Genomic DNA, 26814 nt, shown 5'->3' with positions numbered 1-26814 from the left:
ACCCTCTAAGTTGAGAGTTCAACTTTTGGAGTGACCATGCCCGTCCAGCGCCTCAACCACGCCGTGCTCTACGTCCGTGACGCCGCCCGCAGCGTCGCCTTCTACAGCGAGGTCCTCGGCTTCCGCACGGTCGTCGAGCTCCCCGGCGGGCGCGGCGCGTTCCTGCAGGCCGCCGGCTCGTCCAACGACCACGATCTCGCCGTGTTCGCGATCGGCGACCGGGCCGGAGCGTCCCAGGCCGGCCGGTCGACGGTCGGCCTCTACCACCTGGCCTGGGAGGTCGACACCCTCGGCGAGCTGGCCGCGATCGAGCGGCGGCTGCGTGCGGCCGGCGCGCTCGTCGGGGCCTCCGACCACGGCTCGACCAAGGCTCTCTACGCCCAGGACCCGGACGGGCTGGAGTTCGAGGTGTGCTGGCTGGTGCCCGCGGCGCTGCTCGGTGAGGACATGGGCATGCGTACCGACCGGCTCGACCTGGCCGCCGAGATCGCCCGCTACGGCGCCGACACACCGGGCGGGATCGGGGTGTCCGTCCCGGCGTGAGGGCTCAGCCGGCCGGCTCGGACAGATCCACCCGGTACCCGGCGCGGGCGGAGAACTGTGCGGTGACCGAGAACCGGTCACCACGCACCAGCGTGTGCCGCCACTCCACGGGCCGCCCTCCGGACAGTCCGAGCCGCTCGATGGCCAGCGCGGCGACACCCGGCCCGATCCCGAGCAGCTCCTGCTCACCGCGGCCGGGGACGACCGCCCGGATGTTCTCGCTGCCGCCGTCGACCCGGATCCCGCAGCGCCGCCGGTACTCGGGGTAGAGACCGGTGTGCGAGAAGTCGACGTCCAGCAGCGGCGCGGCGAGCTCCTCGGGCAACCACACCCGGTCCACCGCGAGCGGCTCGGAGTCCGCCAGGCGCAACCGCTCCAGGTGCACCAGCGGGGTGGACTCCTCCAGCCCCATCCGGGCCGCGACGACACCGTCGGCCCGCACCTCGAAGGTCCGGACCACACTGCGCTGGGTCCGCCCGGCCGCCTCGACCGCGACGTAGAGCGAGTACGGCTCGTCGAGCGGCTGCTCGATGGCGGCCGGGCCCGCCGGGCGGGCGACCCGGCCGCGGCTGGCGACGACGGCGCCGTCCTCCCGCATCCGGCGCAGCGCCTCGCGGACGGTGTAGCGGCTCACCGAGTACTCGGCGGCAAGGGCGAACTCGCCGGGCAGGGCCGCCTCGAACTCGCCGTCCTCCAGCCGCCTGCGCAGGTCGGCCAGCAACTGCTGCCACAGCGGCGTCCCGTCGCCGCGGATCAGCGCCCGCCCACCCATCTGCGCACTCCCCGCTCGGCCGATGATCCGTTCACCGTAGGCGACGGACCCGGGGTGACCCCCTCGTGCCCGCACGGTCACCCCTACCGTGGACGGCATGTCGTTCAGCGGGCAGCTGCGGGAGTCGAACGCGACGGTCTGGGACGCGGCGGTCGGGCACCGCTTCGTCGACGAGCTGTGGGCCGGGACGGTGGACCGCGCCGTCCTGCGGCGCTATCTCGAACAGGACTTCCAGTTCGTCGACTCGTTCGTCGCGCTGATGGGCGCGGCGGTGGCGAACGCCGACCGGCCGGGCCCCCGGGTCCGGCTGGCCCGCCAGCTCGGGCTCGTCGCCGGACCGGAGAACGACTACTTCGAACGCTCGCTGGGCGAGCTGAACGGGACCAGCACACCGGTGCGTGCCGCGCCAACCGTGGGATTCGTCGAGCTGATGGACTCCGCGCGCGACGAGGGGTACCCGGAGACGCTGGCGGTGCTCGTCGCCGCCGAGTGGCTGTACCTGGACTGGGCGACCCGTCCGGGCACCCCGGCACCGGACGACGCGATCTGCCGGGAGTGGATCGAGCTGCACCGCGGTGTCGAGTTCGAGGAGTGGGTGGCGTTCCTGCGCGCCGAGCTGGACCGGGCGGCCGAGACGCTCGACCCGCAGCGGCGGGACCGGGTGGCGGGGCTGTTCGTCCGCGCCGTCGACCTGGAGCTGGCGTTCTTCGACGCCGCCTACGAGGGCTGAGCCGGCGATGGCCGGCCGGGCGGTCGTCGTCGGCGCCGGGATCGCCGGGCTGAGCTGCGCGGTCCGCCTGCGCGAGCGGGGCTGGTCGGTCCGGGTGCTGTCCGACGTCGCGGTGCACGGATCCACCTCGCACCTGGCGGCCGCGGTGTGGTTCCCGACCCGGTCCGGGCCGCGGAACAAGGTGCTCGACTGGGGCGGTCGCACGTTCGGCACGCTCGCCGCGCAGGCCCGCGCCGGCGTGCCCGGTGTGGTGATGCGCGAGTCGCTGACGCTCTACCGGCACGAACCCGGGCCGCAGTGGTGGGCGGCGGCGGTCGGGCCGGTCCGACCGGCGCGACCCGACGAGCTGCCGCCCGGCTACCGGCACGGCCTGCGCTTCGCGGTGCCGCTGGTCGAGATGCCGGTCTACCTGCCGTGGCTGGCCGGTGAGGCCCGGCGGCGCGGTGTCGTGCTGGAACGACGCCGGGTGACCTCGCTGGCCGAGGCCGGCGCCGACGCCGACCTGGTCGTCCACTGTTCCGGGCTGGGGGCCCGCTCGCTGGCGGGCGACACCTCGGTGACGCCGGTGCGCGGGCAGATCGTCCGCGTCGTGAACCCCGGGCTCGCCCTGTCGGTGCGCGACGAGGCGCACCCGTCCGGCCGGGCGTACGTGCACCCCCGTGAGCACGACTGCATCCTCGGCGGCACCCTGGACGAGGGCGTCTGGGACACCACCCCGGACCCGGCGGTCGGCGCGGCGATCGTCGAGCGCTGCCACGACATCGTCCCGGCGCTGCGCGGGGCACCGGTGATCGAGCACGTCGCCGGGCTGCGGCCGGCCCGCCCGGAGGTCCGGCTGGAGGCCGAACCGGCGACCGCCGAGCGGCCGCGGGTCATCCACGACTACGGCCACGGCGGGTCCGGGATCACGCTCTCCTGGGGCTGCGCGGACGACGTCGCGGCGCTCGCCGGGCCGGGGGACCGCGGTTGATCCACAGGTGGAGGGCCGCTGCCGGCTCGCACTACGGTGCCCGGCATGAGCGAGAACCGGGCCACCGTCTGCACCGTCGTGACCACGACCGACAGCGAGGCGGCCGCGCGCGACCTGGCGGCCGGCGCGGTGGCGGCCCGGCTCGGCGCCTGCGCGCAGGTCGCCGGCCCGGTCACCAGCGTGTTCCGCTGGGACGGTGCGGTACAGACCGAGACCGAGTGGCGGGTGGAGATCAAGACCGCCGACGACCGGGTGGACGCGCTCACCCACCACCTGCGGCAACGGCACACCTACGACGTGCCCGAGATCATCGCGACGCCGGTGACCGGGGGCGACGCCGACTACCTCTCGTGGGTCCTGGCCGAGACCCGCTGACCCGCCGGTCAGGTCGGGTCGCGCGCCGGTCCGGGCGGGGGTACCTTCCCGACACCGCCCCCTCGGGCGAACGGCACGGAGGACGAGATGGCCGACGGTGTTCCCGGAACCGGCGTCGGCCGGATCAGCTTCCGCTCCAGCGAGCCCGCCGCCGTCGAGCAGTTCGCCGCCGAGCACTACTCGGCGACCTCGGTGCGGCCCGCCGAGAACGGTCGCTCGTTCGAGATGGGCCACGACACGCTCGTCGTCCCCGGCCTCGAGCTGAGCCAGCTGTGGGTCACCCTGACCATCGACGCCGCGGCCGACCCGGTGCAGGACCGGTACGTCGTGGACACCGTCTGCGGTGGCCGGCTGGAGTGGGACACCGAGGCGTACGGCACGATCCGGCTCGGGACCGGTGACGTCGCGGTCATGCCGGTGCAGGGCCGGTTCCGGGATCTCGTCGAGGACGTCGACCTGGACGTCGCCGCACTGGACGCCCGCCGGGTCGCCGAGTTCGCCGAGCAGGCGCACGGGATCGCGGCCGAGCGGTTCGCACTGACCGGGCTGCGACCGGTGTCGGAGTCGGCGGCCCGCTGGTGGGACGCCACGCTCGTGCACGTCCGGGACCGGGTGCTGGGCAACCCGCTGTTGCTCGACAACCCGATGGTCCTGGACGCGGCGTTCCACCGGCTCGCCGTGACCTTCCTCGCGACCTTCCCGAACACGGTGCTCGACCGGGCCGCCGAGCGGGCCAGGCGACCGGTGCCCCGCCTGGCCGCCGGCGTCGTCCGCGGGGTGATCGAGCACCTGCGCGCGCACGCCGATCGCCCGGCCCGCCCGGCCGATCTCGTCGCGCTGACGGGCATGCCGGCCCGCACCGCCCTCGCGAGCCTGCGCCGGGCCGGCGTCGATCCGGCGCTGCTGCTCCGGCACACCAGGATGTACGGCGCCCGGCGGGACCTGCTCACGGGGGACCGGCCCGATCCCGCGCGGGTCGCCGCGCGCTGGGGTTTCACCCACCTCGGGCGGTTCCGGGTCGCCTACGCCCGCGAGTTCGGCGAGACCCCGGAGGAGACCGCCCGCTCGTGACTCGGTTTGATGGATTAAGATTTCCATCAAACGAGGAGGTCGACGGCCCATGCCCGCACGCCTGCGCAGCACGGAACCGCTGTACCGGATCAAATCCGACCTGTTCAAGTGCCTCGCGCACCCGGCCCGGATCCAGGTACTGGAGGAGCTCGCCGCGGCCGGCGCCGACGGCGTCGGAGTCACCCGCCTGCTGGAGACCACCGGCTGCGAGGCGTCACAGCTCTCCCAGCACCTGGCCGTGCTGCGCCGGGCGGGCGTCGTCACCTCCACCAGGACCGGCAACGCGGTCGACTACCGGCTCGCCGAACCGCTCGTCGCCGAGCTGCTGGTCGTCGCGCGGGCGTTCCTGCTGTCCAGCCTGACCCGTGACCAGGCGCAGCTGGAGGCGGCCCGGGCGCTGCCCCCGTTGCCGGGCGCCACCCCGGCGACGTTGCTCGACGTGACGACCGAGCCCCGGCGGTGAACAGCCTGCGCGGGCTCCTGCCCACCCCGGCCGACTACGACCTCCGGCCCCGCACGCTGCGCGCCGACCTGGCCGCCGGCCTGACCGTCGGCGTGGTCGCCCTCCCGCTCGCGCTGGCGTTCGGCGCCAGCGCCGGGGTCGGACCGGCGGCCGGACTCATCACCGCGGTCGTCGCCGGGATCGTGGCGGCCGTGTTCGGCGGCTCGAACGTGCAGGTCTCGGGTCCGACCGGGGCGATGGCCGTGGTGCTGGCCCCGATCGTCGCCGCGCACGGCACCGGGGCGGTGGCCCTGGTCGCCGTGCTCGCCGGGGTGATCGTGCTCGTGGCCGGCCTGGCCCGGCTCGGCCGGGTGGTGACCGTCCTGCCGTGGCCGGTCGTGGAGGGCTTCACCCTCGGCATCGCCTGCATCATCGCGCTGCAGCAGGTCCCCGCGCTGCTCGCCGTGCAGATCGAGCCCGGTGGCAACACGCTGGTCACCGCCGTCGAGGCTGCCGGGCTCGCAGTGACCGCCGCCGATCCCACTCCGACCCTGTGGACGCTCGGCACGGTCGCGCTGGTCGCCCTCGCCATGGTGCTGCTGCCGCGGTGGCACGCCGCGATCCCGGCGTCCCTGGTCGCCGTCGCCCTCGCGACCGTGCTCGCCGAGCTCACCGACGCACCGGTCGCCCGGATCGGCGCCCTGCCGGACACGCTGCCGCTGCCGTCGATCCCGGCGATCGATCCCGGCATGCTGCGCGAGCTGGGCGGGGCCGCCCTGGCGGTCGCCGCACTCGCCGCGATCGAGTCGCTGCTGTCGGCGCGCGTGGCCACCTCGATGACGCGCACCGCACACCACCCGGACCGCGAGCTGGTGGGCCAGGGGCTGGCCTCCGTCGCGAGCGGGTTGTTCGGCGGGATGCCCGCGACCGGGGCGATCGCCCGCACCGCCGTGAACGTGCGGTCCGGCGCGCGGACCAGGCTGGCCGCGATCGTGCACGCGCTGGTGATCCTCGCGGTGATCTACCTCGCGACCGGTCCGGCCTCGGCGATCCCGCTCGCCGCGCTCGCCGGGGTGCTGCTGGTGACGAGCGTGCGGATGATCCCGGCGTCCACGGTCCGGGCGGTGCTCGGCGCCGGGCGCGGCGCGGCGCTGACGTTCACCGTGACGGCCGTGGTGACCGTCGCGCTGGACCTCGTTCAAGCGATCCAGGTCGGCATCGGGGTGGCCGCGTTCCTGGCGCTGCGCCACGTCGCCCGGTCGGCCGGCGTGCGCCGCGAACCGCTGCCCGGTCCCGCCGAGCCGGGTGACGAACGCATCGCGCTGTTCCGGCTGGAGGGTGCGCTGTTCTTCGGTGCCGCCGAGCGGGTCTTCACCACCATCACCGAGCGCGCGGTCGAGGACGGCGTGCTGGTGGTGATCCTGCGGCTGTCCGGCATCGGCATGCTGGACGCCACCGGCGCCCGCGCGCTCGGCGAGTTGATCGGGGACCTGGAGGCGTCCGGGCTGACCGTGCTGGTCAAGGGCGTTCAGGGCGAGCACCGCACGATGTTGCGCCGGGTCGGCGCGATCGACGCGCTGCGGCACCCGGCGCACCTGATCGACGACCTCGGCGACGCGGTCGCGCACGCCAGGTCGCACGTGCGGCGGTCGGCCGTCGCCGAGGTGGCGGAGCCGGGCCGCACCGCGCGCCCCGGGGACTGACCTCCCACTACTACTTGCCTACTGGGCAAGTAGTGTGACACCCTTCGATCCCCGGCCGAGGAGGATCCCGATCCCCGTGCAACCCACCCCCGCTCGACCCACCCCCGAGGACGCAGCGGCCGCCGTGGCCGAGGTCGAGGCGGCCCGCCGGGCCGTCGAGGCAGCCGACCGGCACGGCGTCGCGGTCATGCTCGCCGCCACCTCCGTCCTGACCTTCCTCGACTTCGCCGCGAAGGACGAGATCACGAACCCGCGCCGGCGGCTGGCCGCCTCGGTCGTGATCCAGGCGGCGGTGCTGGGCATCTCCCCGCTGGACGCGCGCGGGAAACCGGTCACGCCGTACCTCCCCGGCGACGGACCGCAACCCGCACTCGCGATGAAGCTCGCCGGCGTCACCCTGGGCTGGTACGCCGCCGAACGGCTGACGGTGCACCTGCTCCGGCGCAGCCACCTGAAGCGACCCAACACCGTCGCCGGCCTGGTTCTCGCGATCTCCCGCTCGGCCGGATACCTGGCCGTGACCACCGTGCTGCCGCGCGCGGGCCGCAGTGCCTGACCCGACCCCGGACACCCGGCTCGTCCCACTGCTGCTCGACCCGACCCGGTTACGGATCTCGGCCACCCTGGTCGCCGCCGGCGAGGTCGAGTTCGGCTTCGTCCGGGACCGGGTCGGACTCTCCGACTCGGCACTGTCCAAGCAGCTCAAGGTGCTCACCACGGCCGGGATAGTCGAGTCGCGACGGGAGCCGACCGGGGCCGCGCGCAGGTCGTGGGTCCGACTGACCACCGACGGCCGGGCCCAGGTCAGCGCGCACATCCTGGCGCTGCGGGAGATCGCGGCCGGGGGCGAGCGACCGTGACCGGTGTGGTGATCCGCCGGGCGGTCGAGGCCGACGTCGCAGCCGTGGCCGCACTGCTCGCCGACGACGACATCGGCGCGGCCCGCGAGTCCGCCGACGATCTCGCCCCGTACCTGGCCGCGTTCGCGGCCGTCGACGCCGACCCGTCGGAGCTGCTCGTCGTCGCCGAGCGGGACGGTGCGGTCGTCGGGACGCTGCAGCTGTCGCTGCTGCCCGGCCTGTCCCACCGCGGTGGCCTGCGGGCGCAGATCGAGGGGGTCCGCGTCGCACGGGCCGCCCGCGGCGCCGGGCTCGGCGGGACGCTGTTGCGCTGGGCCGTGGCCGAAGCCCGCGACCGCGGTTGTGCTCTCGTGCAGCTGACGACGGACGCGCGCCGGGTCGACGCGCACCGGTTCTACGAGCGACTGGGGTTCGAGGCGAGTCACGTGGGGTTCAAGCTGCCGCTCTGAACCGCGACCGCCCTGAACGGCGACCGAGGCGCGCGACCTCCTACCGGGCGGCGCCGTGGCGGTCCGCCACGCGTCGGTTCCGGGTTCCGGCGGCCGGTGTCCGGTGCCCGAGATCCGGTGCCCGAGGCCCGAGGTCCGAGGTCCGGGCACGTCCCGGGGGAGGCCGACCGAGGAGTGACCATCGGTGGCCGAGACCGCCAGGACACGAGGCGCAGAGCGTCGAGATCCACTTCCGACCTGCAATGAGACCTGGCGTTCGAACATCAGTTCGAGTACCGTGGACCATGGCTTCCGCCGGGCTCGCCACCGCGCACCGCCTCCTCACCGAGGCGGTGGCCGCGCTGGAGGCCGCGGCCGGCCCGGCTGCCGATGTCGAAGAGCTGCTGTCGGTGTTGACCCTGTGTGAGGAGACCACCCGCCGCCTCGACCGGGCCGTCGTCGCGACGATCGCCACGCTGGACCGGCGGGGCACGTTCGCCGAGCGCGGCTACCGGTCCCCCGAGCTCGCCCTGGCCGACCTGCTGAACTGGGATCGCGCCGAGGCGCGCCGCCGCACGGTCGCCGCCGGGCACGTCCACCCCCGCACCGCGCTGGACGGCACGGTCCTCCCGGCCGCGCTCCCCGCCACCGCGGAGCGCTTCGCCGACGGCCGGATCGGGCTCGGGCACGTGCACGTCATCGCGGCCGTGCTGGGCAGCCACGCGGCTCGACGGATCGACCCCGAGCGCCTCGCCGCGGCCGAGGCCCGGATCGCCGAGCACGCCGGTGTCCACAACCCGGCGGAGCTGCGCACCTGGGCCACCCGGTTGATCGAGGCGCTCGACGACGACGGCCCCGAGCCCGACGACGCACCGCCCCCACAACTCAACACGCTCGCGGTCGTCCCGCACCGGGGCCGTGCCGGGGGCCGGATCACCGGCCGGTACGACGACGCAGCCCTGTTCGACGCGATCGCCACCGCCGTCGACGCCCTGGCAGCCCCGCGCGACGGCCTCGACGAGCGCCGCCCCGACCAGCGCCGGGCCGAGGCGCTGGCGGAGATCTGCGCACACGCGCTCGACCGGGGCACCGTGCCCGACACCGGCGGTCGCCGACCGGTGATCAGCGTCCTGATCGGGTTCGACGACCTGCAGCACCGGGCCCGCGCCGCGGTGCTCGACTTCGGTGGGACCACCACCCCGGAGAGCCTGCGGATGCTCGCCTGCGACGCGGGCGTCGTCCCGATCGTCATGAACGGCCGGGGGCAGCCGCTCGACGTGGGCCGGACCCGGCGCACCGTGCCCGACGGGCTGCGCCGCGCCGTCACCGCCCGGGATCACGGCTGCGCGCACCCCGGCTGCGACCGGCCGCCGTCGTGGTGCGAGGTCCACCACATCGTCCCGTGGGAGACCGGCGGCGCTACCGCCCTGGACAACTGCGTGATGCTCTGCAAGGTGCACCATCGTCTGGTCCACCACTCGGAGTGGATCATCCAGGTCCGGCACGGGTTACCCGAGTTCATCCCACCCCGGTGGATCGACCCGATGCAGCGGCCACGCAGCCGCCCCCGGCCGGCCGACGCCGCATGACCACGACCGCCCGGGACGCACCAGACGGGTCACGGGTATTGACCGTGCCGCTACGGCAGGGTGTCGACTCGTCCGTGCCGGGCCGTCCGGCAGGCGGGGGGTTCGTCGGACGGCCCGGTGACCGCGATCCCGGCACTGCACATACCCGCGCACGTCCGCCGGCTGCAGCCCGATGACGACGGGGTGCCGCTGCTCGGCGACGACGTCGCCCGCGGCTCGGCGGTCGCCCGTGGCCCGCTGGTCGCCCGCGGCCCGGCGGCGGCCCGCGGCCCGACGGTGGCCGCTACCCGCGCCGGGAGTATCGAACGGGGTACGTACCGCGCGAACCGGCCCGGGATGCCCACCCCGAGCGCGGCACGCCGATAACGTCCGCGTCCACAGGCGACGGACGGGTGCGGAATGGGCGGCACGCACGACCGGGAACACCTCACGGCCGCTACCGGGAACGGGTGAGCGGCATGTGGGTCTTCTACCTCATCGCGGCCGGCTTCGGCCTCGCGTTCGTGATCGGGGTCGTCCGCGACCGGCGCAGGTTCCGCAACGCCGTGCTGCTCGGACTCACCGCGGCCTGCCTGGGGCTCGGACTGATCGGGGAGGCCACCCGGCTCGGCCCGGTCGCGTTCGACGTCTTCCAGTTCGTCCTGCTCGGCACTCCGGCGCTGGTCGTGCTGGTCCTCGCGGTCTTCCTGATCCTGAACGGGCTGGTGATGATCCGACGGGAGGGGCGCAGGCTCGGCAACCTGCTCTCGCTGCTGGCCGGCCTGGTACTCCTCCCGCTCCCGTTCCTGCTCCTCGCCGGGGCGTACTCGGAGAACATGGTGGTGGCCGCGGCGACCGTCGCCGGCCTGCTCGTCGTCACCTACCTCGGCTTCCTGTTCTGCTGCTACCTCGCCTACAGCTGGCTCTACGGCCGGTTGCGGCCCCGGCCCGGTTTCGACTTCGTGGTGGTGCTCGGATCACGGCTGATCGACGGCCGGGTCCCGCCGCTGCTCGCGAGCCGGTTGGACCGGGCCGCCGCACTGTGGCACGCCGAGACCCGGCGGGGCGGCGCCCCGCTGCTCGTCACCTCCGGCGGGCAGGGCCCGGACGAACCGGTCCCCGAGGCCCACGCGATGGCCCGCCACGTGGTGTCGGCCGGGGTCCCCGCGGAGTCCGTCGTCACCGAGGACCGCTCGATGACGACGCTGGAGAACCTCGGCAACAGCCACGCGATCATGACCGATCGCAGACCCGGGTACCGGTGTGTCGTCGTCACCAACAACTTCCACGTCTTCCGCGCGGCACTGATGACCCGCAAGGCCGGGGTCGACGGTCAGGTCATCGGGTCCCCGACCGCGGCCTACTACTGGCCCAGTGCCACCATCCGCGAGTTCACCGCCATCCTGGTCGAGCACCGGATCGTGAACCTCGTCGTCGTGCTCGGGCTGGTCGCGCTCGGTGTGGCGGTCGCGGTCCTCTGAGAACGGCGGGTTCATCAGCGGCGCGGGGACGGCGACCCTCACGGAGCGCACACCGACACGCCGGTGACATCGCGCGACGGGGACCGTACCGTCGCCGACGTGCCCGACGCCGCGACCACCGCCGCGTTCCTGCTCGGGACCCTCGTCTTCGTCGTCGTGCCGGGCCCGAGCGTCCTGTTCGTCGTCGGTCGGGCAGTGGCGCTCGGACGGCGGGCCGCGCTCGCGACGGTGGCCGGGAACCTCGTCGGTGTCCTCGCCGTCGTCGTCCTGGTGTCTCTCGGGATCGGCGCGGTCGTCGAGCGGTTCGCCGTCGTGCTGACCGTGCTGAAGTTCGCCGCGGCGGCATACCTGGTCCTGCTCGGCGTCCAGGCGTGGCGGCACCGCGGCAACGTTCCGCTCCCGTCCGGTGCCGGTCGCACCCGGCGGCGGGCGTTCCGCGAAGGGCTGGTCGTCGGGCTCACGAACCCGAAGGCGATCGTCTTCTTCGCGGCCGTGCTGCCCCAGTTCGTCGATCCCGCCGGGTCGACGGCGACCGGGCAGATGCTGGTCCTCGGCATGTTGTTCTGCGCGCTGGCGTCCACCGTGGACGTCGGATGGGCGCTCGGCGCCGGCACCGCCCGCGACTGGTTCGCCCGTAACCCCCGCCGGCTGCGGGCGACCGGTGGCGTGGGTGGCCTGATGCTCGTCGGGACGGGGATCGGCGTCGCCGCAACCGGCCGGACCGGCTGACGGTGCCGGACCCGAAACCGGGTCGACAGCAGGTAGGGCGTCGGTAACGTCTCCCCCGATGCCGAAGACGGTGACCCTGATCCGCTCCGCGACCCTGTCCGACGTCGCCGAGTACGCCTACGCCGCGACCGCCCCGAGCGACGCGCGACTGATCTTCCTGGCCGGAGCGTGCCCGTTGAACCCGGACGGCAGCACGGCCGCGATCGGCGACTACGCCGGCCAGGCCCGGGCCGCCTTCGACACGATGCGCGTCGCGTTGGCCGACGCCGGCGCCGCGGTCGACGACGTGATCAGCACCCGGGTGCTGGTCGCGTCGACCGAGCAGGCGGACCTGGTGGCGGCCTGGGAGGCCGTCCGGGACCGGTTCGGCGACCACGACCCGCCGAGCACCCTGTTCGGCGTCACCGTGCTCGGCTACGACGACCAGCTGGTCGAGATCGAGGCGGTCGCCGCGGTGCGCGACCCGTCCTGACCGGTCGGTCCTGCAGGCGATGAGTTCGAGAGCCTCGCCCGGTCCACACCGTGTGACCCCGCTTCTCAGAGTCCAGAACTTCACCGTCTCGTCGGACGGCTTCGGCGCGGGCGATGGCCAGAGCCTGGAACGGCCGTTCGGGCACGCCGACCCGGGTGAGCTGCTGGCCTGGGCGTTTCCCACAGCGAGCTGGCCCGGCCGCACGGACCACGCCGGGAGCCGTGGTCTCGACGACTACTTCACCCGCGACTTCACCCACAACATCGGCGCCGAGATCATGGGGCGCAACAAGTTCAGTCCCCATCGTGGTCCCTGGCCCGATCTCGAATGGCGCGGCTGGTGGGGCGACGAACCACCGTTCCACACCCCGGTGTTCGTGCTGACCCACCACCATCGTCCGTCGTTCACCCTCGGCGACACGACGTTCCACTTCGTCGGCGGCGAACCGGCCGCGATCCTGGAACGGGCACGGCAGGCCGCGAACGGCAAGGACATCCGCCTCGGCGGTGGAGCGTCCGTGATCCGCGAGTTCCTCGACGCGGATCTCGTCGACACCCTGCACATCGCGGTCTCCCCCGTGACCCTCGGTTCCGGCACGCGGCTCTGGGAGTCCCCCGACGAGCTGCGCGACCGCTTCCACCTCGACGTCGTGCCCAGTCCGAGCGGGGTCACGCACCACCTGTTCTGGCGGCGGTGACGGAGCCGTGACCGTCGATCGGTGAGGCCGCAGCGCCGGCTGCACTGACCACAGACGTCGGTCGAGGACCGACATCTCGACGGACGTCCGCCGAACCGGCGCTGACCAGCGCTATGGCCTCGTCCACGGGCCCCCGGCACTCGGGGGTGCCGTCGGGCATCAGCCCGGAGCAACAAGCTGGGCCTGGTCCGCGGACCGCCGTATCCTCGGAACATGACATTCCAGCGGATCACGGTGGACCCTGCCCTGATGGGCGGCGTTCCGACGCTCCGTGGCCTGCGCATTCCGGTCGCCACCGTCGTCTCCATGGTCGCCGACGGAATGAGCACCGAGGAGATCTGTCAGGACCTTCCCGACCTCACACCCGACGATGTCACCGAAGCACTGCGCTACGCCGCCGAGGCGGTGCGTGAACGCACCCTCCCGTTGGCCCCCTCAGTGTGAGGCTGCTGCTCGACAACAACCTCTCCCGGCGGCTCGCCGAGATTCTGATCGTGGAAGGTGAGGATGTCGCCCACGTCGGATCGCTCGGGCTGCGAGCTGCGGACGACGACATCGTCCTGGCCACCGCGCGACGATCACCGTGTCCTCGTCAGCGCAGACACTGATTGTGGGGCGCTCCTCGCCGCGTCACGCGAACCAGGACCCTCCGTAGTCCTTGTCCGCCGGATCGCCGGCCGGCGCGTCCACGAAATCGCGGGCCTTCTGATCGCGAACCTCCCTCATGTCGGCGAGGACCTCAGGCTGGGCAGCATCGTGGTCATCGGGGACGACTCGATCCGGATAGCCGCCTGCCGATCGGTTGACCCCCTACCGGTGGAGCCCGTCGTCGCTCACCACACCACGGCCGCCCGGACCTGCGGTGGTGTCCCTCCAACCGGAGATCGGGCCCACGGATCTCGCGGGACACCCGGTGCCGGACACGGCTACGGCCGACGGCCCTCCAGCTGTGCTGCCACCTCGCGGAAGCGGCCGACGGGAACGAGGTGCACCCCGTCGAACGCACCGGTGTCGCGAAGCGCCTGAATCTGCTCGCACGCCGCGTCGACCCCGGCCGCCGGGTCGGCCGCGACGCGGCCGGACAGTTCGTCCGGGACCTCGATGTCAGGGATGGTCGCCCGCAACCTGGTCGCCATTCCGGCACTCGCGAGGACCATGACACCGGCGTACACGGGCAGGTCGGTCGGGTTGTCGTCCCGCCATCGCAGGAACGCCTCCACGGAGAAACTGACCTGCACGAAGACGAAGTCGGCCAGCTGTTTCCAGGATGCGACCGGACGCCGGCGTCCGGCGGTGACGCCGATCCGAAAGGGATCCACCCGTCGAACGCCGCCTGATCGGTCACCGCGCGCGCCTCCTCGATCATGGCCCGTACGGTCAGCCCACCGGCCCGGTCCCCGGCCGAGGGCTTGTCGCCGTGCACGAAGAGGAACTGGTCCACCCCATAGGCGGCGGCGGTCAGCAGGTCCCGCCGGAAGCCGAGCAGGTTCCGGTCACGCGAGTTGACGCAGGCGATGCTGCGCCCGCCCATCGCCTGGACCTCGTTGGCCACCGCGATGCTCGAGACCGTGGCACGTCCGATGTGGTTGTCCGGGATCAGGAACGAGTCCGACACCGGGCTCAGCACGCCGATCTGGTGGCGGACGCGCGTGAGATCGGGCCTGGTCGGCGGCTCGATCTCACAGATGATGCGGAAATCGTCGGTCACAGGTCGGACGATAGGGCCCCGGGGGCTCGACCGTGCCGAAGCCGAGAGGCTCCGCGCGCTCTGACCGCGAGCGTCCTGGGCGGGGGCCGGCGAGGGTCGGCCGTCCGGGCCCCATCTCGTCACAGGGCCCCGGACCGGGGGGCGTACATGATCACTGCGACTCCGGCGAGGCAGACGAGTGCACCGATGACGTCGTAGCGGTCGGGGCGGAACCCGTCCGCGACCATGCCCCACACCAGTGAGCCGGCGACGAACACCCCGCCGTACGCGGCGAGGACGCGGCCGAAGGCGGCGTCGGGCTGCAGAGCGGCCACGAAACCGTAGAGGCCCAGGGCGATGACCCCGGCCCCGATCCAGAGCCACCCCCGGTGTTCGCGGACGCCCTGCCAGACCAGCCAGGCGCCGCCGATCTCGAACAGGGCTGCGACGACGAACAGGGCGACGGACGTGATGGTCAGCACGGGGCACTCCCGGTGTGGGCCGGGGCGAACAGGTCGTCGAGCAGTGCCCCGGCTTCGACCGGGGCGGTGGCGTCGAGCTGTACGCCGTCGTGTGTGACGGTCAGGGTGAACCGGAAGAACGGGCAGCAGCTCACCTCGTCAGCGACCAGGGCGGCCACCTCGGAAAGCCGGGACGTGGGCAGCTCGGTGCGGACGGTGCCGTCGTCGAGGCGGCGAGGCACCGCACCGGCCAGGACGGCCCGCCAGTCGCCCAGGCGGGCCGCGTGGTCGTCACCGGACAGTGAGCATGCGACCGGGGGCACCGGCTCGGCGGGGCGGGTGGTTCCCGGAGCATCGGGTGACCTGGAGAGGAACGCGCAGTCGGGGTCGCACGGGGTGTTCCGGGCCGGGAGCGCGCGCAGTCGTACCCGGGCCCCGGTCAGGTGCCGGCGCAGTTCGTGGAGGTCGTTCACCCGGCCGTCGAGCTCGGCGATCTGGTCGTCGACCAACGGGGCGAGGCGGCCCCGGACGTCGCGGCACATGCCGTCCTGCCACACCCCGAGAAGGTCCCGGATCCGGGTCAGCGAGAGTCCGAGGTCCTTGGCGGTGGCGATGAACCGCACTCGTTCGACGTCGTTGTCGTCGTAGGTGCGGTAGCCGCCCGCCGTGCGTTGCGCGGGCAGGAGGCCCTGGGTCTCGTAGTAGCGCAAGGTCGTGGCGGGGACGCCGACGCGCTCGGCGAGCTGGGAGATGCGGTAGCGGACCACGGCGGAGACGGTAAACCTTCGAGTCGGGTCGAAGGTCAAGCGAACGATCCGTGACAGGGCGGGGGCCGTGGTGGCGGCGCGAGGCCCCGCCCTGCCGTGGTGGCGGGCGGGGCCTGCGCCAAGGGTGCTCGTCGCTCGGTCGCGGCAGGGTCAGGCCGGTGCGCCGGTGGTCACCGGGGTCTCGTTGCGGAAGAGGTCGAGCACCGGGCAGTGGGCGTCGACGGTCTCACGCAGCCGCTGGTAGTCCTCCTCCGAGGCCGGGCCCTTCAGATCGACGACCAGTCGTACCGCTCCGAAGCCCGGGCGCACGTCGTCGTCGAGGCCGAAGAAGCCGCGGACGTCGAGGTCGCCCTCGACGTCGACCTGGATGTCGTCGACCGGGATGCCCAGCTTCGCGGCATAGAACCGGTAGGTCACGACCTGGCAGGACAGCAGACTGGCCAGGGCGAACTCGACCGGGTTGGGTGCGGCGTTCTCCCCACCGAGCGCGGGCGGCTCGTCGACGACGACCTCGTGGTTGCCGATGCGGATCTCGGAGCGGACGCCGTCACCGCCGTGGCCGGTGGCGCGGAAGAGCGCCCGGGCGTTGCCGGCGTCCTGGGCCACGGCGTCGGCCGTGGCATCGACGATCCCGGCGAGCGCGGTGTCGCGCGCGGTCTGTGTGCTGGTCATTGGTTCTCCTGACGGGTGCGGACGAGGACCTGGACGCGTCGTCGGCGACAGACGGCGTGGCCGTGAGCTCCAGGTCGATGTAGAGGCGGCGGACGCCTACGAACATGTCGAGCACCCTTCGTGCAGTTCACGACGACCGTAGGCACGTCGCCCGCCGTCGGTCGACCCACCGACCACCTGTCAGGAACCGGGGCTGCCGGTCCGGACAACCAGCAGGCGACGGTCGGGCTCACCCACCGCACCCCACTCACGACGAAACGGCGCCGTCCCAGCGTTCCCGCTGGTCACGGCGCCGTCCCGACCGGTCAGGAGTATCAGGCGTTCGCGGTCTCCCGGGCCCGCAGGTCCTTGCGCAGGATCTTCCCCGACGCCGACTTCGGGATCTGGTCGATGAACTCGACCACCCGCACCTTCTTGTGCGGCGCGACCCGCTCCGCGACGAACGCCATGACCTCGTCCTCGGTCAGGTCCGCGCCGGAGGCCTGCTTCACCACGAACGCCTTCGGCACCTCCTCGCCGTCGGCGTCCTTGACGCCGATCACCGCGGTGTCGGCGATCTTGTCGTGGGTCAGCAGCAGCGCCTCCAGCTCGGCCGGCGGCACCTGGTAGCCCTTGTACTTGATCAGCTCCTTGACCCGGTCGACGATCGAGTACACGCCCTCGGCGTCGACGACGGCGATGTCACCGGTGTGCAGGTAGCCCTCGGCGTCCTTGGTGGCGTCGGTGGCGTCGGGGTTGTTGAGGTACCCGACCATCACGTTCGGGCCCTTCACCCACAGCTCGCCGCGCTCACCGACGCCGACCTCCTTGCCGGTCTCCGGGTCGACCAGCTTGCACTCGATGTTGGGCAGCGCGAAACCGGACGAGTTGAGGTCGAGGTCGCCGCGGTCGTCGGGCATGCAGTGGCTCACCGGCGACAGCTCGGTCATCCCGTAACCCTGCAGCACCGTGCAACCCAGCCGCTTCGCGACCGCCCGGCCGAGCTCACCGTCCAGCGGCGCCGCGCCGGAGAAGACGGTCTTCACACAGGACAGGTCGTAGGAGTCGACGAGCGGGTGCTTCGCCAGCGCCACCGCGACCGGCGGGGCGATGTAGAGCCGGTCGACCGCGTACTTCTGGGTGATCGACAGGAACTGTTCGAGATCGAACTTCGGCATCGTGACGACCGTGGCGCGGGTGTGCAGGCCCTGGTTCATCATCACGGTCATGCCGTAGATGTGGAAGAACGGCAGGAACGCCATGATCTTCGTCTGGTCGGTGACGTTGCCCATGACCTGCACCTGGAGCAGGTTCGCGACCAGGTTGCGGTGGGTCAGGACGACGCCCTTGGCCAGGCCGGTCGTGCCCGACGAGTAGGGCAGCACCGCGGTGTCGGTCGCGGTCGTGGTGAGTTCGGGCGCGGGCGCCCCGGACGAGACGAGATCGGCCAGCGAGTCGTGCCCCTCGACCTTGTCGATGGTGAGCACGGCGTCGGCGGACAGGCCCGCTTCCTTCGCCCCGGCCAGTGCCCGGTCCAGGAACGGCGACACGGTGATCAGTGTCGTCGCGCCCGAGTCGGTGAGCTGGTGCGCCAGCTCGCTCCCGGTGTACATCGAGTTCGCGCTGGTCACAATGCCGTTCGCGCGCAGGATGCCGTGGAACAGCGCCGCCCACTGGGGCAGGTTCGGCGCGAACAGGGCGACGACGTCGCCCTTGCCGACGCCGCGCGCCGCCAGCCCGCCCGCGATCTTCTCGACCATGTCGTGGAGCTCGGCGAAGGTCAGCTGGTCACCGGTGGTGCCGTCGAGGAACGCGGGCGCGTCGGCCCGGTCCCCGAATCCGTCGGCGAACAGGAACTCGGTCAGCGAGACATCGGGGATCTCGACGTCCGGGTACGGGCTGCGCATCGACAAGGCGTCGCTCCTTCGCGAGGTCCATCGGGGGGAGCCGGGCGGCGCGGGACACACCCGGGTGCTGAACGACATGCTAGGCACTGCCGGACGCCCGCGCTCCCGCTCCGGCGGAAAAGTTACCCGCGGGTCACCATGTGCTCCGGCGCGGCCCGGTGACGGATCGGCGGAGTTCGGTCACCATGTCGGAGCACAACGATCCCCGAGCTCGAGGCGGCCCGCATGACGACACCGCGCCGGCCGTCCACACTGCGGACCGAGCTGCTGCGCCGCAAGCCCGTCCGCCCGCCGACGACGGGATCGGGGCCGGGTGAGCTGCGCCGCTCGATCGGCACCCTGCAGCTCGCCGCGTTCGGTATCGGCGCCACCGTCGGCACCGGGATCTTCTTCGTGCTCTCCTCCGCCGTCCCGGACGCCGGGCCCGCCGTGGTGCTGTCGTTCGTGCTCGCCGGTGTCGCGGCCGGGCTCTCCGCGCTCTGCTACGCCGAGATGGCCTCCGCGGTCCCGGTGTCGGGCAGCACCTACTCCTACGCCTACGCCACCCTCGGCGAGGTGGTGGCGATGGGTGTCGCCGCCTGCCTGTTGCTGGAGTACGGCGTCTCCGCGGCCGCGGTCGCCGTCGGCTGGAGCGGTTACCTCAACGAGGCACTGGTCAACATCACCGGCATCGAGCTGCCGCAGGCGATCCTGGCCGCACCGTGGGACAGCGTCCCCGGCGTGGTCAACCTGCCCGCCGTCGTGCTCGTGGGGCTGTGCATGGTGCTGCTGATCCGCGGGGCCAGCGAGTCCGCCCGGCTGAACGCGATCATGGTGGCGATCAAGCTCGCCGTGCTGGCGATGTTCGTCGTGATCGCCTTCACCGCGTTCGACGCGGACAACTTCGCCGACTTCGCCCCGTTCGGCACCGCGGGCGTGGCGACCGCGGCCGGGGTCATCTTCTTCTCCTTCATCGGCCTGGACGCAGTGTCCACCGCGGGTGACGAGGTGCGCGACCCGCAGCGCACGATGCCGCGGGCGCTGTTGATCGCGCTCGCCGTCGTCATCACGTTCTACGTGCTGGTCGCGGTCTCCGCGGTCGGCACCCAGCCGTGGCAGGACTTCGAGGGTCAGTCCGAGGCCGGGCTCTCCCAGATCCTGAACAACGTCACCGGCTCGGCCGTGTGGGGCACCGTGCTGGCCGTCGGTGCGGTCGTCTCGATCTTCTCGGTGACCCTGGTGGTGCTCTACGGGCAGACCCGCATCCTGTTCGCGATGGGCCGCGACGGGATGCTGCCTCCGCTGTTCTCCCGGGTCAGCCCGCGGACCCGGACGCCGGTGCAGAACACCGTCGTCGTGTGCGTGGTGGTGGCGTTGCTGGCCGCGTTCGTCCCGCTGGACCATCTCGTCGATCTGGTCTCGATCGGCACGCTGACGGCGTTCATCGTGGTGTCGGTGGGGGTGATCGTGCTGCGCCGCCGCGAGCCGGACCTGCCGCGCGGCTTCACGGTGCCCGGCTACCCGGTCGTGCCGATCCTGTCGGTGCTGGTCTGCGGCTACATCCTGCTGAGCCTGCACTGGGTCACCTGGCTGGTGTTCGCGGCCTGGGTCGCGCTGTTCCTGCTGTTCTACGCCGGCTACGGACGCCGGCACTCGGCACTGGCCCGGGAGCGGGCATGACGGTCGTCGTCGGTCACCTGCCGCGCCCCGACGGGCACGGTGCGCTCGACCTGGGTCTGCGGTTCGCCCGTGCCCGGGGCGAACCGATGCTGGTGGTGACGGTCGTGCCGCGGCAGTGGTCCACACCGTCCCCGGCGAGGGTGGACGCCGAGTTCGGTGAGTACGCCCGCCGGGTCGGTGCCGAGGCCGCCGCCTCCGCCGGGGCGTACCTCGCGGCGGCCGGGGTCGACGTGCCGGTGTCCTACCGCGCGGTGCCCGGCCGGTCGGTGGCCTCGACGCTGGTCGAGGTCGTGCAGGAGGCCGGTGGGACGGTCCTCGTCGTCGGCGGGACCGCCGACGCGCCACCCGGCCGGATCGGCGTCGGTACGACCGCGCAGAAACTGCTGCACGCCGCCCCGGTCGGCGTCGCGCTGGCGCCCCGCGATCGTTCCCCGGACAGCTCACCCGGCAGCTCCCCGGGCAGCTCCCCGCGCGGCACTCCGGACGGCCGTCCGGACAGCCGCGCGGACAGCACGGTTGACGGCACTGTTGACAGGGCTGTGGACAGCACCGTTGACGGCACTGTGGACAGGACCGCCGGGTTCGGCCGGTTGACCGTCGCCTTCTCCGACAGCGAGTCCTCGGTACGCACCGTGGCCGCCACCGCCGAGCTGGCGGCCCGGCTCGGTGTCGCGTTGCGGGTGGCGAGCTTCGGCGTCCGCAACCCGACGATGTACCCGCCCGAGGTGGGCCTGCACGCCGAGGACTCGGTGCTCGACTCGTGGGCCGACCAGGCCGTCGAGGCGCAACGCAGGCTGGTCTCCGGCGGGATCGTCGGGGCCGGTGTGCCCCGCGTGATCGGCACCGGCACCAGCTGGGACGAGGCGGTCGCCGCCGTGGACTGGCGCGGCGACGAGCTGCTCGTCGTGGGATCGTCGGACTCCGGCCCGTTGGCCCGGGTGTTCCTCGGTTCGCGGGCGTCCAAGCTGATCCGGGCCGCACCGGTGCCGGTGCTGGTCCTCCCGCACCCGAGTTCGAGGAGCTGATGGCGGTGTCCGGGTTCGGAGTGCACTCCGAGGTGGGGCGGCTGCGCCGCGTCCTGGTCTGTTCCCCCGGCCGGGCACACGAACGGCTCACCCCGTCCAACTCCGACGCGCTGCTGTTCGACGACGTCATGTGGGTGCAGAACGCCCGCCGCGACCACGCCGCGTTCGTGACCGCGATGCGCGAGCTCGGTGTCGAGGTGCTGGAGCTGCACGACGTGCTCACCGAGACCCTCGCCGTGCCCGGCGCCCGGGCCTGGCTGCTCGACCGCAAGATCGTGCCGAACCAGGTCGGTCTCGGGTTGCTCGCCGAGACCAGGGCGTTCCTGGACGAGCTGACCGACCGCGAGCTGACCGAGTACCTGATCGGCGGGCTGACCACGACGGACCTGCCGGGCGACCTGAGCTCGCCGTGGATCGCCCTCGCCGGCGGTACCGGCGGACCGCCCGAGTACCTGGTGCCGCCGCTGCCGAACACCCTCTACACCCGCGACACCACCTGCTGGATCTACGGCGGGGTGACCCTGAACCCGCTGTTCTGGCCGGCCCGGCACGGCGAGACGCTGTTGATGAAGGCCGTGTACGCGTTCCATCCGGATTTCACCGGGGCCCGCGTCTGGTGGGGCGATCCGGAGCTGGGCTGGGGCGCCGCGTCGATCGAGGGCGGCGACGTGATGCCGGTCGGGAACGGCGCCGTCCTGATCGGGATGGGCGAGCGGACGTCGCGGCAGGCGATCACCCAGCTGGCCGCCGCGCTGTTCGACGCCGGGGCCGCGACCCGGGTCGTCGTCGCCGCCATGCCGAAGCTGCGCGCCGCGATGCACCTGGACACGGTGTTCACCTTCGCCGACCGGGACGTCGCCACCGCCTACGGCGGCATCGTCGACGGCATCCGCACCTTCTCGCTGCGCCCGGGTGACCGGGGGCTGGAGGCGACGCAGGAGAAGGAGCCGTTCGTCGACGTCGTCGCCGACGCGCTCGGGCTGCCCGAGCTGCGGGTGCTGCCCACCGGTGGGGACGTCTACGCCAGCGAACGCCAGCAGTGGGACTCGGCCAACAACGTCGTGGCGATCGAGCCGGGAGTGGTGTTCGCCTACGACCGCAACACCCAGACCAACGAGATCCTGCGCCGCGCCGGGGTCACCGTGCACACCATCGTCGGGTCCGAGCTGGGCCGCGGCCGCGGCGGCGGGCACTGCATGACCTGCCCGCTGCTGCGCGACCCGGTGCCGTACTGAGCGGCGCCGTACCGACGGGGGCCTGCCCTACTCGTCGAACAGGTGCGCGAACGCCGCCAGGTTGGCCGTGGACTCGCCGTGCTCGCTGCGCCACGCGTACTCGCGCCGGATCGAGGAGGCGAACCCGAGTTCCAGGAACGTGTTGAAGTCGCCGTCGGCGGCCTGCAGCACCTGGCCGAGGACCCGGTCGATCTCGGCCGCCGTGACCGCGTGCAGCGGCAACCTGCCGACCAGGTGGATGTCGCCCACGCGGTCCAGGCAGTAGTGCACGCCGTAGAGCCGGGCGTTGCGCAACAGCATGAACCGGTAGACGCCCTCGGCGTTCTCGTCCGGACGACGGCAGACGAACGCCTGCACCCCGACCGTCTGCTCACGCACCAGCAGCCAGGTCTGGGTCTGCAGCCGGGCCTCACCGGGCAGCGTCACCAGCCACTGTCCCGGCCCGCGGGCCACGTGCTCGACGTCCATGTCGGCCAGGGCTCCGGAGATCACGGCGATCACCGGGTCGAGGTCGCTCATCGTCTGCCCTCCTCCCGCGCGTGGAACTCGGCGCGGGCCTCGTCGTAGGCGCCCAGCAGGGAATCGGTCGTGCGGTCCCAGGAGAACCGCCGGGCGTGCCCGGCCGCGATGCCGGCCATCCGCTCGCAGCGGGCCCGGTCCAGGGCCAGCTCGCCGAGCGCGTCCGCCCAGTCGGAGATGTCGTGCCCGCTCACCAGCAGACCGGACCGCCCGTCGGCGACGGCCACCGGCAGCCCGCCGACCCGGGTCGCGACCACCGGTGTCCCGCAGGCCTGCGCCTCCAGCGCGACCAGCCCGAACGACTCGTTGTGGCTGGGCACCGCCACCACGTCGGCCGCCCGGTACACGGTGACCAGCTCGTCGCCGCCGCGTGGCGGCAGGAACCGGACGACGTCGGTGACGCCCAGCTCGGCCGCCAGTTCCTGCAGCGACGTGGGCTCGGCCAGTCCCGACCCGGACGGCCCGCCCGCGACCAGCACCACCAGCCGGTCCCGCAGCGACGGGGTCCGCGCGAGCAGCTCCGCGGCGGCCCGCAGCAGCACGTCCGGCGCCTTGAGCCGCTGGATCCGACCGACGAACGCGAGCACCACGGCGTCGCGCCGCAGCTCCAGCGCGGCCCGGGCGGCGGCCCGGTCCCCGGGGCGGAACCGGTCGGTGTCGACGCCCGGCGGGATCGTGACGGTGCGCCGCGGGTCGGCGTCGTAGAGTTCGATCAGCTGCTTGGCCTCGATCTCGGTGTTCGCGACGAGCCGGTCCGCCTCGGCGACGACCTGGTCCTCGCCGATCAGCCGGACCCGCGGCTCCGGGGTGTCCCCGGCGGCCAGCGCGGCGTTCTTCACCTTCCCCAGGGTGTGCGCGGTGTGCACCAGCGGCACCCCCCACCGGTCCCGGGCCAGCCACCCGACCTGGCCGGACAGCCAGTAGTGCGAGTGCACGACGTCGTACCAGCCGGGTTCGTGGCGGGCCTCGGCCCGCAGCACGCCCGCGGTGAACGCGCACAGCTGAGCGGGCAGGTCGTCCTTGCCGAGCCCCTCGTAGGGTCCGGCGGCGACGAACCGGACGGTCGCACCCGGCGCCAGCTCCAGCGTCGGCGGCTGCTCCGACGACGTGGCCCGGGTGAAGATCTCCACCTCGACCCCGCGGCGGGCCATCCGGATCGCGGTCTGCGCGACGTAGACGTTCATACCGCCCGCGTCGCCGGTGCCGGGCTGCTCGGTCGGGGAGGTGTGTACCGAGAGCACCGCGACCCGGCGCGGAAGCTCTGATGTCACGAGTTCATCCTGACACGCCGCTGTGCGGCCAGCGCGGCCACCAGAGCCCGCAGCGGGTCCGACGCGTGCCAGCAGCCGTCCGGTCCCGGCCACGCCGGCACGGTCGCCGCACCGCCCTCGTCGAGGTCGACGACCAGCCGGTCGTGCCGCCGGAGCTCCCCGGCCGGCGGTTCGGCACCGAGGGCCCGGCAGGCCAGCACGATCTCGGGGTCCGCGGTCCAGGCGAGCGGCTCGCCGGCGCCGCGGACGGTCCCGGTGACCCGGGCCGAGGCGAGCGGCAGGTCGAGCAGCTCGGCGAGGGCATCCGGGTCGTCACCGCCGGGGACGGCCGGGACGTCGTCGAGCGCCGGGAGCACCCACGGCGTGTCGGCGACGACCGCGCGATCGGCCGGGGCCACCGCACCGTCGAGGGTCCGGACGTGCCCGGGCGGCTCGACCTCGTCGAGATCGACCACGCCGGCGCGCAGGGCCGCCGCCAGCGCCGTGTGCACTCCCCCGGCGACGTCGCCGGTGACCGGGCGGGCCGGGTCGGCGAGCCGGTCCAGCAGCTCCAGTGCCTCGTCGGCACCGTCGATCGTGATCCGGTCGCGGACACCGATCGCGACGAGGACGGCGTCGGCGGCGGGTCCGGTGAGACCGTCGAGCGGCGGGAGCGGGTCGTAGAGCCCGGCCAGGGTGCTCGCCGAGGGCAGTCGCCAGGTCGAGGGCAGTCGACCACCGATCCGCACGTTGCGCGACAGCCACCAGGCGGTGTACCCGGTGAGCATCGCGGCGCGGGTGTCCCGGTCGGCGGCGAGCAGGGCCAGCGCCGCCGGCCAGGCGTCGTCGTCGACGAGATCGAGATCCCGGACGGCGGGCCCCTCCGGGCCGTCCGGGTCCGCCGATGCCTCGTAGCGGTCGGCGTCGTGCAGCGCCTCCGCGTCGAAGTCGGCGACCGCGAACCGGTCCAGCACCCCGGCCGCGACCAGGGCGTCGCGGCCCGCGTCCAGCCAGCGGGCGTGCAGGATCCCGACCGGGGCGTCCGGGTCGAGCAGGTCGCGGACGGGCGAGTCGGGCAGCACCAGCTCGTCGGCGCGGGCCGGGGCACCGTCCTCGTCGGTGAGGGCGAGCGCACCGAACCGCGGGTCCCGCGCCGCGGACGGCGTGTCCAGCAGGGCGAGCACGGCCCGGGCGAGTGGTTCGGTGTCCGCACCGGCCTCGGCGTCGTCCACCGAGCGCTGCACGGCGTCGAGCAGCGCGGGCGAGGCGAGCAACGTCTCCCGGTCGGCGTCGGTGGCACCGAGCCTGCGCAGCAGCGGGTGCGCGGCGTCGGGATGGACGATCCGCAGCTCCGGCAGGTCCGGGCTGGATCCGTCGGCGAGCAGCACCGAGGCCGGCCCGGGCACCAGGCGGCCGTCGGCCAGCGGGACCGGCAACGCGCCCAGTTCGGCGGCGAGCCCGGGGACCGTGTCCACGGCCGGGGCGAGCGCCGCGTAGAGCCCCCGCCACCAGGACGGGGCGGCGTCCACCCCGGTCAACCGCTCGGCCAGCGCCGCCGCACCGACCCGGTCGACGTGGCGCCCCGGCGGCGGGACGACACCGGAGGCGGCCAGCCGGTCGAACGCCGGGTCCGCGCCGGCGAGCAGCTCGGGCAGACCCGTCGGGGTGTCGCCGCCGAGATCGAGGAACTCCACCCGGTCCGGGGCGAGCGCGTCGCCGCCGATCGCCGCGGGCAGCCACGGCGCGGCGGCCAGGGCGGCGTCGATCGCGGACCGCAGCAGCCCGTCCAGCGGGGACCGCGGGAAACCCGGCTCGGGCACCAGCATCGTCCGGAATCCGGGCTCGACCGCCCGGACCAGCTCGGCGTAGGCCTGCGCGGCCTGCGCCACCAGCTCACCGGTGACCGGGTCCCCGATCCGGATCCGGCGCCGGTCCGGGTCCAGCGGGAACGGCGCGATCAGCCGCGCCGGCAGCGACAGCTGCTCCGCGCTGGGGGTGGGGGCGTGCAGCACCTCACCCGCGTCGGGCGGGTACGGCACGGGGCGGCCGTCGTCGTACGGGAGGGCCCAGCGCGCCGGATCACCGCACAGCAGCAGCTCGCGGTCACCGATCCGGACCCGGCCGTCGCCGAGATCGACCCGGCCCAGCACCGTGTCCCCGGCGACGACCTCGTCCAACGCGGGCAACGCGAGCAGCAGGTCTTCCGCGGCACCGGCGAGCTCGGCGAGCAGCGCCGCCGGATCGGCCGAGTCCGGCCGGAGCCGGACCTCGGTGGCGTACCCCTCGGGCGGGGCCGGCTCGGACACCGGCCAGCACAGCCGCAGCACCGGGACCCGCGGGTCCCGGGCGAGCTCCTCGGCCGGCGCCCCGCCCAGTGCCCTCGCCTCGGCGACCGTCCGGTCCGCGGAGAACGCGATGCCGCCGTCCGCGGTGACCAGCCGCGGCTGCGAGCAGAGCGCGAGCACCGCCGCGAAGCCGACACCGAACCGGCCGGTCGCACCGGCCGCGTCCCGCTTCGCCGACGCGCGCAGCGCGGCCAGCGCGGCCACCCCGGCGGGGTCGAGCGGGGCGCCGGTGTTCGCGATCCACAGCTCGCCGTCGTGCACCCGCGCGAGCACCCGGCCGGGAACACCCGCGGCGAGTGCCGCGTCGGCCGCGTTCTGCAGCAGCTCGGCGACCCAGGTCTCGGCGTATCCGCCGCGGCGCAGGTCGTACTCGGCGTTGACGTCCTCCCGGAACCGGGTCGGCGACGACGACCAGGCCGCGAGCACACCCGCCCGCAACACCGCGGTGCCGAAGGGGTCGGCGGGCC

At 73.6% G+C, this 26814-nt stretch carries 30 protein-coding genes; 21 read left to right on the top strand and 9 right to left on the bottom strand.

All coding sequences use genetic code 11. The features are described from left to right. Positions 1-36: 36 nt before the first annotated feature. Positions 37-543, top strand: coding sequence for a VOC family protein (locus tag AB0J24_RS09410; RefSeq protein ID WP_358677963.1), 507 nt, complete (start codon positions 37-39; stop codon positions 541-543). Between the two features lie 4 nt (positions 544-547). Here the strand turns inward: AB0J24_RS09410 and AB0J24_RS09405 are convergent, their stop codons facing one another. After that, on the bottom strand, positions 548-1315 hold the full coding sequence (locus AB0J24_RS09405) for a GntR family transcriptional regulator (RefSeq protein WP_358677961.1): 768 nt from the start codon (positions 1313-1315) through the stop codon (positions 548-550). Between the two features lie 97 nt (positions 1316-1412). Between AB0J24_RS09405 and AB0J24_RS09400 the strand changes: the two genes are divergently transcribed. From AB0J24_RS09400 to AB0J24_RS09320, 17 genes are all read left to right on the top strand, one after another. Beyond that, a complete protein-coding gene (locus AB0J24_RS09400; protein WP_358677958.1) occupies positions 1413-2045 on the top strand; it encodes a TenA family protein in 633 nt (210 codons plus the stop codon). Between the two features lie 7 nt (positions 2046-2052). Then, positions 2053-3015, top strand: coding sequence for an FAD-dependent oxidoreductase (locus AB0J24_RS09395; RefSeq protein ID WP_358677955.1), 963 nt, complete (start codon positions 2053-2055; stop codon positions 3013-3015). 45 nt (positions 3016-3060) lie between these two features. Then, on the top strand, positions 3061-3390 hold the full coding sequence (gene cutA, locus AB0J24_RS09390) for a divalent-cation tolerance protein CutA (RefSeq protein ID WP_358677952.1): 330 nt from the start codon (positions 3061-3063) through the stop codon (positions 3388-3390). A gap of 87 nt (positions 3391-3477) precedes the next feature. After that, positions 3478-4461 (top strand): helix-turn-helix domain-containing protein, encoded by a 984-nt coding sequence (locus AB0J24_RS09385; RefSeq protein WP_358677949.1) that lies wholly within the window; start codon positions 3478-3480, stop codon positions 4459-4461. A 49-nt stretch (positions 4462-4510) separates the two neighbouring features. Continuing rightward, positions 4511-4924, top strand: coding sequence for a metalloregulator ArsR/SmtB family transcription factor (locus tag AB0J24_RS09380; RefSeq protein ID WP_358677946.1), 414 nt, complete (start codon positions 4511-4513; stop codon positions 4922-4924). Beyond that, a complete protein-coding gene (locus AB0J24_RS09375; protein WP_358677943.1) occupies positions 4921-6606 on the top strand; it encodes a SulP family inorganic anion transporter in 1686 nt (561 codons plus the stop codon). Before AB0J24_RS09380 ends, AB0J24_RS09375 begins: the two co-directional genes overlap by 4 nt. A 76-nt stretch (positions 6607-6682) precedes the next feature. Further along, positions 6683-7162: a hypothetical protein gene (locus AB0J24_RS09370; protein ID WP_358677940.1), complete on the top strand. Its 480-nt coding sequence runs from the start codon at positions 6683-6685 to the stop codon at positions 7160-7162. Next, complete coding sequence (locus AB0J24_RS09365; RefSeq protein WP_358677937.1) at positions 7155-7466, top strand: transcriptional regulator; 312 nt, start codon at positions 7155-7157, stop codon at positions 7464-7466. Before AB0J24_RS09370 ends, AB0J24_RS09365 begins: the two co-directional genes overlap by 8 nt. A gap of 5 nt (positions 7467-7471) precedes the next feature. Beyond that, positions 7472-7915 carry a GNAT family N-acetyltransferase gene (locus AB0J24_RS09360; protein WP_358678061.1) on the top strand — a complete coding sequence of 148 codons (444 nt, stop codon included), beginning with the start codon at positions 7472-7474 and terminating at the stop codon, positions 7913-7915. A 284-nt stretch (positions 7916-8199) separates the two neighbouring features. Next, the gene (locus AB0J24_RS09355; RefSeq protein WP_358677934.1) at positions 8200-9483 is read left to right on the top strand and encodes a DUF222 domain-containing protein; all 1284 of its coding nucleotides are present in this window, start codon (positions 8200-8202) and stop codon (positions 9481-9483) included. Between the two features lie 117 nt (positions 9484-9600). Beyond that, positions 9601-9849, top strand: coding sequence for a hypothetical protein (locus AB0J24_RS09350; RefSeq protein ID WP_358677931.1), 249 nt, complete (start codon positions 9601-9603; stop codon positions 9847-9849). 92 nt (positions 9850-9941) lie between these two features. Next, positions 9942-10943 (top strand): YdcF family protein, encoded by a 1002-nt coding sequence (locus AB0J24_RS09345; RefSeq protein WP_358678058.1) that lies wholly within the window; start codon positions 9942-9944, stop codon positions 10941-10943. Positions 10944-11042: 99 nt separating this feature from the next. Further along, positions 11043-11672: a LysE family translocator gene (locus AB0J24_RS09340; RefSeq protein WP_358677929.1), complete on the top strand. Its 630-nt coding sequence runs from the start codon at positions 11043-11045 to the stop codon at positions 11670-11672. Between the two features lie 58 nt (positions 11673-11730). Then, on the top strand, positions 11731-12144 hold the full coding sequence (locus AB0J24_RS09335) for a Rid family hydrolase (RefSeq protein ID WP_358677926.1): 414 nt from the start codon (positions 11731-11733) through the stop codon (positions 12142-12144). Between the two features lie 52 nt (positions 12145-12196). After that, the gene (locus AB0J24_RS09330) at positions 12197-12841 is read left to right on the top strand and encodes a dihydrofolate reductase family protein (protein WP_358677923.1); all 645 of its coding nucleotides are present in this window, start codon (positions 12197-12199) and stop codon (positions 12839-12841) included. 213 nt (positions 12842-13054) lie between these two features. Then, positions 13055-13285, top strand: coding sequence for a DUF433 domain-containing protein (locus tag AB0J24_RS09325; protein WP_358677921.1), 231 nt, complete (start codon positions 13055-13057; stop codon positions 13283-13285). Then, entirely contained in the window at positions 13282-13449 is a 168-nt protein-coding gene (locus AB0J24_RS09320) for a DUF5615 family PIN-like protein (protein WP_358677919.1), read from the top strand. The genes AB0J24_RS09325 and AB0J24_RS09320 overlap by 4 nt, the downstream gene beginning before the upstream one ends. Positions 13450-13767: 318 nt before the next feature. On the opposite strand, the gene AB0J24_RS09315 is transcribed toward AB0J24_RS09320, so the two are convergent. The 5 genes from AB0J24_RS09315 to AB0J24_RS09295 all read right to left on the bottom strand — a co-directional run bounded on the left by AB0J24_RS09315 (position 13768) and on the right by AB0J24_RS09295 (position 18314). Next, positions 13768-14160, bottom strand: a complete 393-nt coding sequence (locus AB0J24_RS09315; RefSeq protein WP_358677916.1) for a methylenetetrahydrofolate reductase — start codon at positions 14158-14160, stop codon at positions 13768-13770. Between the two features lie 508 nt (positions 14161-14668). Further along, a complete protein-coding gene (locus tag AB0J24_RS09310; RefSeq protein ID WP_358677913.1) occupies positions 14669-15010 on the bottom strand; it encodes a YnfA family protein in 342 nt (113 codons plus the stop codon). Beyond that, on the bottom strand, positions 15004-15756 hold the full coding sequence (locus AB0J24_RS09305) for a MerR family transcriptional regulator (RefSeq protein WP_358677911.1): 753 nt from the start codon (positions 15754-15756) through the stop codon (positions 15004-15006). The genes AB0J24_RS09310 and AB0J24_RS09305 overlap by 7 nt, the downstream gene beginning before the upstream one ends. A 150-nt stretch (positions 15757-15906) precedes the next feature. Next, positions 15907-16428: an OsmC family protein gene (locus tag AB0J24_RS09300; protein ID WP_358677908.1), complete on the bottom strand. Its 522-nt coding sequence runs from the start codon at positions 16426-16428 to the stop codon at positions 15907-15909. A gap of 314 nt (positions 16429-16742) precedes the next feature. Continuing rightward, positions 16743-18314, bottom strand: a complete 1572-nt coding sequence (locus tag AB0J24_RS09295) for an AMP-binding protein (protein ID WP_358677905.1) — start codon at positions 18312-18314, stop codon at positions 16743-16745. Between the two features lie 225 nt (positions 18315-18539). On the opposite strand from AB0J24_RS09295, the gene AB0J24_RS09290 reads away from it, so the two are divergent. From AB0J24_RS09290 to AB0J24_RS09280, 3 genes are read left to right on the top strand one after another with little or no spacing between them, the layout of a single operon-like run. Next, positions 18540-19973: an amino acid permease gene (locus tag AB0J24_RS09290; RefSeq protein WP_358677902.1), complete on the top strand. Its 1434-nt coding sequence runs from the start codon at positions 18540-18542 to the stop codon at positions 19971-19973. Beyond that, on the top strand, positions 19970-20998 hold the full coding sequence (locus tag AB0J24_RS09285; RefSeq protein WP_358677899.1) for a universal stress protein: 1029 nt from the start codon (positions 19970-19972) through the stop codon (positions 20996-20998). Before AB0J24_RS09290 ends, AB0J24_RS09285 begins: the two co-directional genes overlap by 4 nt. Next, positions 20998-22233: an arginine deiminase gene (locus tag AB0J24_RS09280; protein WP_358677896.1), complete on the top strand. Its 1236-nt coding sequence runs from the start codon at positions 20998-21000 to the stop codon at positions 22231-22233. The genes AB0J24_RS09285 and AB0J24_RS09280 overlap by 1 nt, the downstream gene beginning before the upstream one ends. Before the next feature lie 27 nt (positions 22234-22260). On the opposite strand, the gene AB0J24_RS09275 is transcribed toward AB0J24_RS09280, so the two are convergent. The 3 genes from AB0J24_RS09275 to AB0J24_RS09265 are packed head-to-tail and all read right to left on the bottom strand — an operon-like array spanning position 22261 to position 26788. After that, entirely contained in the window at positions 22261-22752 is a 492-nt protein-coding gene (locus tag AB0J24_RS09275) for a YbjN domain-containing protein (protein WP_358677893.1), read from the bottom strand. Then, positions 22749-24023 carry a D-inositol-3-phosphate glycosyltransferase gene (gene mshA / locus AB0J24_RS09270; RefSeq protein ID WP_358677891.1) on the bottom strand — a complete coding sequence of 425 codons (1275 nt, stop codon included), beginning with the start codon at positions 24021-24023 and terminating at the stop codon, positions 22749-22751. The genes AB0J24_RS09275 and mshA overlap by 4 nt, the downstream gene beginning before the upstream one ends. Beyond that, positions 24020-26788, bottom strand: a complete 2769-nt coding sequence (locus AB0J24_RS09265; RefSeq protein ID WP_358677888.1) for a hypothetical protein — start codon at positions 26786-26788, stop codon at positions 24020-24022. The genes mshA and AB0J24_RS09265 overlap by 4 nt, the downstream gene beginning before the upstream one ends. Between the last annotated feature and the right edge of the window lie 26 nt (positions 26789-26814).

It is taken from the genome of Pseudonocardia sp. NPDC049635 (genome assembly GCF_040659795.1).
GTDB lineage: Bacteria > Actinomycetota > Actinomycetes > Mycobacteriales > Pseudonocardiaceae > Pseudonocardia.
This window is presented reverse-complemented; position numbering and strand designations above follow the sequence as displayed.